Genomic DNA, 8071 nt, shown 5'->3' with positions numbered 1-8071 from the left:
TGTGGCGTTTCGACCGACAAGCCGTTGTGGGTCCGTGAACACTCCTGTCCTGCCTGCGGGTTTGAGGCGGACAGGGACGCGAATGCGGCGTGGAATATTCTTTCTCGCGGCCTCGAAGACGTAAGAGTGGGATACTCCGAATCAACGCCTGTGGAGACTGCGCTCCCTGTGGATACCTCGGTATCTGCAAAGCGCGCCGTGGAAGCAGGAAGCCCTACTCTCAAGGAGCGAACGGCGAAAGCCGTGAGCGAGTAGGGTAGGGTAGTTCACGAGCGGTTCAGTGATGCAGTTCGTCCAGCATTGTGCATTCTGGTGGGGCCATAGCTCGTGTAGTCAACTTCCACGACTCACAGTAGTTGAGACTGGTTCTCTCAATGTATAGACCGCAGGCACGGTTTGCTCACTGACAACGGGTACTATTTGGACCGCTTGCACTCAAAGCGTGCCCCGCCATCGGTTCCGTCTGTCACCGAAACCGTCCAGCCGTGTGCCTTCGCAATATCGGCCACGATCGAGAGCCCGAAGCCAGTTCCTCCGTCACTAGACGTGACGCCATGCTTGAACACGTCGTCCTGCTTCTCTTGGGGAATCCCGCTACCGGTATCCTCAACGTAGAATCCATCGTCTCCGTCTAGTCCACCCACGGTCACCGTGACGTCGGCACCACCGTGCTCGATCGCATTTCGGAAGAGATTCTCGAAGAGTTGGGTCAGCCGCCCTGTATCCCCGGTGACTGTTGGAACTTCATCTGCAACTGTAAGCGTTGCCTCCCCAGTGCCGACGTATCCCCACGCCTCCCTCGTAATACTCTCGAGGTCGATCTCTTCTGCACCCTCGATCGTCGTCTCCCCGCGTGCCAGCGTCAGGAGGTCCTCGATGAGCCGTTCGATTCGGTCGTGTGCGGATTCTACTTTTTCAAAGTGCTCTGCCTTCCCGGTCTCCGCTGCGATATCGAGGAATCCCTTTGCGACGGAGAGGGGGTTCCGAAGGTCGTGGGCAACGACGCTCGTGAACTGGTCGAGTCGTTCATTCTGTCGATGTAATTCTTCCTCTCTGCTCGCTCGTGCGAGTGCTGCCTCGACAGTCGCACCAAGAATCCGGAACAGGTCGACATCCGTCTCAGAAAAGACCTGCGTGGAAACTGACCCCGTCGACATGAGCCCATACTCACCCAGTGGGACGAAAATCTCGCTCCGTATTTTTGTATTCGAATTGTGGGGTTGCCCCTCGGCCTGGATATTATCATATACCTGGGTTTCTCCGGACTCAAACGCGTCCCAAGCAAGGCTGTCTTCAGGAGTGAATCGGGGGGACTCGCCAAACAGGTCTCGTGCTGCGGACGTTTCCGTGATCGGGACGAGCGCGTTCTCTTGCTCGTTGTATTCCCAGATTCCGGTGACATCGAGGTCGAGTATCTCGGCCGCGGCAGCGACGGCGATCGCTCCGATCTCCTCGCTTGATTCAGCGCCGCTCAGCTGCTGTGCGGTGTCCTGAAGCGAGCGGAGGAGAGCTTCCAACCGTTTCTGTTCGGTGATGTCCTCCAAGACGGCAAGGACGCTCGTGACTTCCCCATCAGGGCCTGTAATCGGCGCGACCGACAAGAGCAGGTCCAGTTCGTCTCCGTCTTTCGTCTCCCGCCGTATCTCCTTCGCCCGAATCCGCTCGCCACTCAAGGCGCGCTGCTTGTGTGAGGCAAACTCTTCTTGCTGCTCGTCCGGAACGATCGGGTTGAACTCACCAAGCACTTCGTCTCGCGACCAGCCGAACATATTCTCGGCCTCGTCGTTCCAACGGATGACGTTGCCATCGGTGTCGATCTCCATGACGGTGAGTGGCGTGGCCCCGATGAGCGATTCCAGTCGCTCGTTCGTTGCCTCGAGTTCGTGCTCTCGTTCGACCTGCTCGGTGACGTTTCGAGCGATGCCCACGACTCGAACAATCTCGTTGTCGACGATCACTGGTGCGAGGCTGGTGTCCCAGAACTGAGCACCGTCACCGATGTCGAGTTCTTCGCGATACGAGATTGGGGCACCCTGATCGACGCAGCGAGTGTACTTGGTCTCGAGTTCAGCACCCTGCTCGTCGCCGAACACCTCTCGTGGCGACTTGCCGCGAACTTCTTCAGTTGAGAATCCTGTCTGTACCTCGTATCCGGGGCTGAGTCGGGCAAACTCGAACGAGGGGTTCTCACCAGCGGTATCGACGTCAAGCAAGAATATCGCGTCCCCGGACGTTTCGAGCAACGCCTCGTACTCCTCCGCCAGCTCTCGGTACTGACGGCGTTCCGCTTCTCGCTCCGTGATGTCCTGAAAAACGCCTCGAAGTGCTGGGTCGCCCCGTGGTGTGTCCTCAACGTACTCTCCCCACGCCCGCACGTCACGCACCTCGCCGTCGGATCGAACGATTCGGAGGTCGAGGTCGTAGGGTTCCCCGTCTTCGATTGCCTGGTCGACCGCTGCGGTAATCGTCTCTCTGTCGTCGGGGTGGTAGAACTCGATCGCGTCGTCGAGAGCGGGTTCGTAGTCCTCGTCGACACCGTGGATCTGGCGGACCCCGTCAGACCAGGTGAGTTCGCCGCTCGATGGGATGAATTCCCAGATACCGATGTTTGCGATGTCCTGAACGCGGTCGAAGAGGAATTCCTGACGTTCGAGTTCGGCACGGTCACGACGACGCGAGAGTTCGGTACTCACGAGTTGTGCGACCAGCTCGACGAACGTTCGTTCGAGCGCTCCGAACGGCGCGACTCGCGTTGTCGGACTCGAGAAATTGACGGTTCCGTAACGCGTGTCATCGACGACGAGTGGCACGCCGATGTACGATTCTAACTCGAAGTCACGGTAGGCAGGATGCGTCTCTTTCCCGGCGCTAACGGCGTCTACGAACGAACAGACCGAATCCGTGCCGACGACTTCCGCACAGTACGTCGATTCGAGATCGAACTGATCGCCAGCTTTGATATCAGCCTCTGGTGCATGAACTGCTTCGACCGTGTAGTCGCTGTCCTGAATCCGCGAGATGATGCCGATCTCGAGTCCGAGCGTCTGACAACCGACTTCAAGGAGATTCTCGAGGCGTGACTCGGCCGAGACATGGCTTTCTGCCATGACCGCCTGGAGGTCCTGGAGTGCGTCCCGCTCTCGTTCCAATTGACGCTTCACCTCGCTTTCTTCGGTCACGTTTCGAGCGACAACGACTACCTGCTTACTCGCTCGACTCTGAAACGGCGTCACCCGGACGTCGAATGTCCGCTCGCTGGTCCCGACCATGACGTCGAGTTGGAGGTCTGCATCGTACAACCCGGTCGACCCACCATCGCTCTCGATCTCGTCGAGCGTCGATTCGACTGCCTGGGAGAATCGCGATGCATCGGAATCGCTAACGCGGTCTCCGATGACCGTTTCGAGCTGTTGTCCTCTGAGCTGGGCCGACTGATCTCCGGCGAGCAACCACTTTGCAGCCGTATTCGCGAACTCGATATCGCCTTGTTCGTCGAGGACGAACACGACGTCGTGGATGTTCTCCAGAATCGCGTCACTGCGCTCTAGCTCCAGTTCCCGCTCTCGCTCGGCAGTAATTTCACGCGAAAAGACAGTCAGCCCGTCGTCATCTGGGAACGCTCGCACTTCGACCCAGTAGTCGAACGGCTCTTCGAGATGCTGTTCGAACGATACTGGTTCACCGGTCTCCATTGCCGTTCGATACTTGTCTTCGAGTTCCGTTCCGACGATCGACGGGAACTCTTCCCAGATGGTTCGTCCGACGACCGCGTCCGGGTCACGGTCGACTCGCTCGGCCATTTTCTTGTTTATATACTCGATGCGCCAGTCGCTGTCGACGGCGTAAATCGCGTCAGTTGCGCGTTCGAGCGTTCGTCGGAAGCGCCGTTTCGTCTGCTCGGCCTCCGTGCGTTTGCGAGCAGCACTCGTGAGCGTTCGAATGCGGGCCGCGAGTAGTGTGAAGTTATCACGTTCCGACCGGACTGGGATGTAGTCCGAGACGCCGGCACGAGTCGCTTCACTCGCGATATCCTCACTGCCTTTTCCGGTAAAGAGGAGTATCGGGATCTCGTCGTTCTCCTGGCGAATCGACTCCGTGAGCTCGATGCCGTCGGAATCTCCAAGCGAATATGCCGTTACGACGCAGTCGATCCGGTCCGCAGCAAGATTGTGCAGTGCTTCGTCGATACCGTCGGCAGAAACACAGTCGATCTCAGGACTCGTCTGTTGGAGCTTGGTTTGAACCAACTCCGCGAACGCGGGATCGGAGTTCACGTAGAGAACGCGAATTGGATCGTCCAGTTCGTCAGTAGTACCGAGCACAGTTGCAGAGATTCGACTGTCTAACCTGTTAAATATTTCTTGCGAGACACCCTCGTGGGCTATTGAGGTCGCTGACGACTGAAAAAGCGCACTAATCGAGGGGATTTTCGTATTTCGGTCAATATAATGAAACGGGACGGACACGCTGCTAGTATGTCTGCGGAAATTCTGGCTGCTGACGACGAAGACATCAGAGAGATGATCGATGTTAGTCTCAGTGAGGAGTTCGATGTGGAGACTGTAAAAGATGGTCGGGAGGCATGGGAGTACTTAGAAGAGTCCTCGGATTCATTACCGAAAGCGGTCATTCTCGACGTCATGATGCCAGAGATGGACGGGCTTTCGGTTCTGGACCATATTGGAGAGAACGACGGGTTGCAGGATATTCAGGTTATTATGCTGACATCTCGGAGTCGAGAGGAGGACATCGTTCGAGCGCTCGAGGCAGGCGCAGACGATTTCCTGGCGAAGCCCTTCAATAAATCCGAACTGTACGGACGTGTACAGCAACCTCTCCAGTAAGCGACCGTACAGAATTGAAAGGCTCTGTTGAACTCCTTAATCGGTGATATGTTCTCGGGGTCGTGCTGAATACAGAGCGCGTATGCAGTATGTCGCACATCGAGAACTGAGGGCGTCTGCTCCGGTCAGTGCAAAGTGTGTGAAGACTTCTGCATCCTGGCCACCTCGCTTTCAGCTAACCATCACTCAGAGAAGTTTGTCAAGCAATTGGATCGCTGTAGGAAGCGTAACACGTAGTAGTGCTCCATCGAACCCAAGACTAATGAATCCCATGAGAACAGCGAACTGCGATCTCTCGTGCTTGACTCCAACGAGAAAGTGATACAATACAAACGAGCCGGCACTCTGGACGGTGAACCATCCGGTTATGGCTCCGCCAATCACAAAGAGCGGGTCTGATTCGAGCGACAGGAACGGGTACGGTAGATTGAGCACTCCAACAAAACCTGCGACTGATCCGATCACAGCATAGAGCAGAAACCAACTCGCAAAGAAGTGCATACCATATAAACCAAGACGAAACGTGGTCTCAAGATGGGTTTCAAGAAGGATTGCGATCCGAACTGTTCTCGAGTGGGATGATGCCATCCTGTTGGAAACGGTGATCTAGGGTGAAAGTACGTCTGTGGCGATTATCAAGCTATTGTAGGGAATATATAAGACTGGATGGCGGTACGTGTCGAGTCAGTTTCTGAGATCGCTGTACATATACGTATTAAGGAGTGACAAATAAATACGCTATTATGACCGATGAGCCGACTTCGTCTTCTACGCAGGCAGAGGGTGGGCAAAGCGTAACCGAAGAACTCAATCCCGAAATCGGACTGCTCGGGGCACTCGCCATCGGCGTCGGCACGATGATCGCAGCCGGAATCTTCGTCCTGTCCGGCCTCGCAGTCGAGAAAGTCGGAGCCGTCGCCATCCTCTCGTTCATTATCGCAGCCATCGTCGCTGCCTTTACCGCTGCGGCGTACGCCGAATTCTCCTCGGTCTATCGAGAGAGTGGGGGCGGGTACATGTACACCGCCAACACCTTCGACAACGACCTCACCTACATCATGGGCTGGACGATGATTCTCGGCTATCCTGCGAGTGCAGCCTTCTACCTCGCCGCCTTCTCCGACTGGTTCTACCGGTTCATCTACCCGGCACTGAGCATCCCCCAGGCCATCCCGTTCTGGGTACCGGGCATCGCCATTCTCGCCCTGCTCGTGTTCGTCAATATGCGTGGGACCGAGGAGTCCAACCAGTTCCAGATCATCGTCACCGGTCTGAAAGTCGCGCTGTTACTGCTGTTCCTCTACGGGGGACTCCAAGCACTCGACGTCTCGGTCATCCAGCAGTCGGTCGCTGAGAATATCGGCGAATTCGCCAACATCGGGCTGACCAGTGCGCTGGTGTTCATCACGTTCTTCGGGTTCTCCGCGATTGCGACCAACGCCGAGGAAATCAAAGACCCCGGAGAGACGATTCCGAAGGCGATCTATCTCAGTATGGGAATCGTGTCGGTCATCTATGCGCTGGTCGTGCTGGTCATCGTCATCGCGGTCAACAGCGAGGCGTTCGTCCAGTTCCTGGCCGCAAACGTCGATCTCGGCGGGGTCGATGCAGCCGAGTACATCGCCTCTCATGGCGAGGTGTCGATGGGGTACGCCGCCCGGTTCTTCCTCGGGCTTCCCTACAATGCCGGCTTCTACGTCATCATCGTCGGGGCGCTATTCTCGATGCTTTCGGCCGCCAACGCGACGATTATGGCGGGGTCACGAGTGAAGCTCGCTATGGCGCGCCGGGATCATCTCCCCCGGAATTTCGAACAGATTCACCCGAGCTGGAATACGCCGTACAAGACGGTGCTTCTGACTGGAGGACTCATCTTCGTATACATCTTCGTGTTTGCGGTGCTGTTCGGAGAGACCGGCGGATCGAAGCCGCTGTTCGGCGTCCACCTCGGCATCGAGGGACTTGCACAGTTCGCCAACTTCCTGTTGATCACCGGCCTCTCCGTGGTCAACATCGCGCTCGTGGCTAACCGGCGCAAGTACCCCGACATCGACCGCGGGTTCCGGGTGCCTCTCGTCCCAATCATTCCGGCGATCGCCGTCCTCGCCAACATTGCGCTCATCGGAACCATCGTCACCGATACAGTCGGGCAGTACGCGGTCGCACTCGGGATCCTAGCGGAGGTAATCGGTGTCGGCGTCTGGTTCGCCTGGAAGAGCCGCACACCGTCCGTCGAGCAACTCGAAGAGGAGACCCCGACAGCGATCGCCGAGTACACGAATCCTGGCGGTAGTGGCTATCAGATTGTCGTCCCGATTGCCAACCCACGGAATGCACCACAGTTGATGCGGACGGCCACGACGTTGGCTGCCGAGAACGACGGTGAAGTGCTCGTCATGAGTGCGGTGACGGTTCCCGAGCAGACGCCGCTATCGCGGGGACGTGAACGAACCGACGAAAAGCGGGCGGTCCTCGATCAGGCGATCAACATCGCCGAGGACGCCGACGTCCCTGTCAGCGGGACGATCCGGATTGGTCACCACGCCGCCGACGCCATCGTCAACACGGTCGCGCAACACGACAGCGACGCCGTTATCGTGGGCTGGGGTGGCGACCGGTCGAAGGACAGCAATGCTGTCCTCGGTTCCGTCGTCGATCGCGTCGTCGCGGAGGCCGACTGTGACGTCTACGTCGAGCGGATTGGGATGGAAGCCGACGGCACCCTCGAATCGATCCTGCTGCCGACGGCGGGGGGCCCGCATGCGGAACTGGCGGCTGAAACGGCCGCGGCGCTGGCCCGTGGCACCGGCGCGACAGTCACGTCCGCGTACGTTATCGACTCGGACGCGTCCGAGACGGAGCACGAGCAAGCGCGGTCGTTACTGGCGACCGCAAGCGAGGCGTTCGAGAGCGGTGGCGCTTTCGAGACGAAGTTGCTCGAAAGCGACGATGTCGTGACGGCGCTTGTCGAAGAGAGTGCGGACCACGATCTCACGATCATCGGGGCGACGCGGGAGGGTGCGTTCCAGCGGTTCCTGTTCGGGACGATCCCGGAGACGGTCGCCACGCGGGCGGCAAACACCGTCATCATGGCCAAGCGGAATCTGGACGTGCGGTCGCGGCTCCAGCAGTCCTTTGATAAGTTGCGCGAGCGTGCGACGGGCCGTTCCAATACGATGGAACAGATCGAGGGGGACCAACAACCATGACCGGCAGGGATCCGCTCC

At 58.0% G+C, this 8071-nt stretch carries 5 protein-coding genes; 3 read left to right on the top strand and 2 right to left on the bottom strand.

Going from position 1 to position 8071, the window contains the following annotated elements; genetic code table 11:
* Positions 1-255 (top strand): zinc ribbon domain-containing protein (locus tag BUE16_RS08305; protein WP_143165395.1); only part of this gene is annotated, 255 nt, incomplete at its 5' end.
* Positions 256-416: 161 nt separating this feature from the next.
* Here BUE16_RS08305 and BUE16_RS08300 read toward each other — a convergent pair.
* Positions 417-4322 carry a PAS domain-containing protein gene (locus tag BUE16_RS08300; protein WP_079991565.1) on the bottom strand — a complete coding sequence of 1302 codons (3906 nt, stop codon included), beginning with the start codon at positions 4320-4322 and terminating at the stop codon, positions 417-419.
* Between the two features lie 153 nt (positions 4323-4475).
* Between BUE16_RS08300 and BUE16_RS08295 the strand changes: the two genes are divergently transcribed.
* A complete protein-coding gene (locus tag BUE16_RS08295; protein WP_234972363.1) occupies positions 4476-4844 on the top strand; it encodes a response regulator transcription factor in 369 nt (122 codons plus the stop codon).
* 186 nt (positions 4845-5030) lie between these two features.
* Here BUE16_RS08295 and BUE16_RS16335 read toward each other — a convergent pair whose 3' ends face one another.
* Positions 5031-5309 carry a hypothetical protein gene (locus BUE16_RS16335; protein WP_143165394.1) on the bottom strand — a complete coding sequence of 93 codons (279 nt, stop codon included), beginning with the start codon at positions 5307-5309 and terminating at the stop codon, positions 5031-5033.
* Positions 5310-5587: 278 nt separating this feature from the next.
* Between BUE16_RS16335 and BUE16_RS08290 the strand changes: the two genes are divergently transcribed.
* Positions 5588-8053, top strand: coding sequence for an amino acid permease (locus BUE16_RS08290; RefSeq protein WP_073308426.1), 2466 nt, complete (start codon positions 5588-5590; stop codon positions 8051-8053).
* Positions 8054-8071: the final 18 nt, after the last annotated feature.

It is taken from the genome of Halobaculum gomorrense, from assembly GCF_900129775.1.
Lineage (GTDB): Archaea > Halobacteriota > Halobacteria > Halobacteriales > Haloferacaceae > Halobaculum > Halobaculum gomorrense.
Note: the sequence above shows the minus strand (reverse complement) of the source record. Positions and strands in the feature narration are given on the sequence as shown.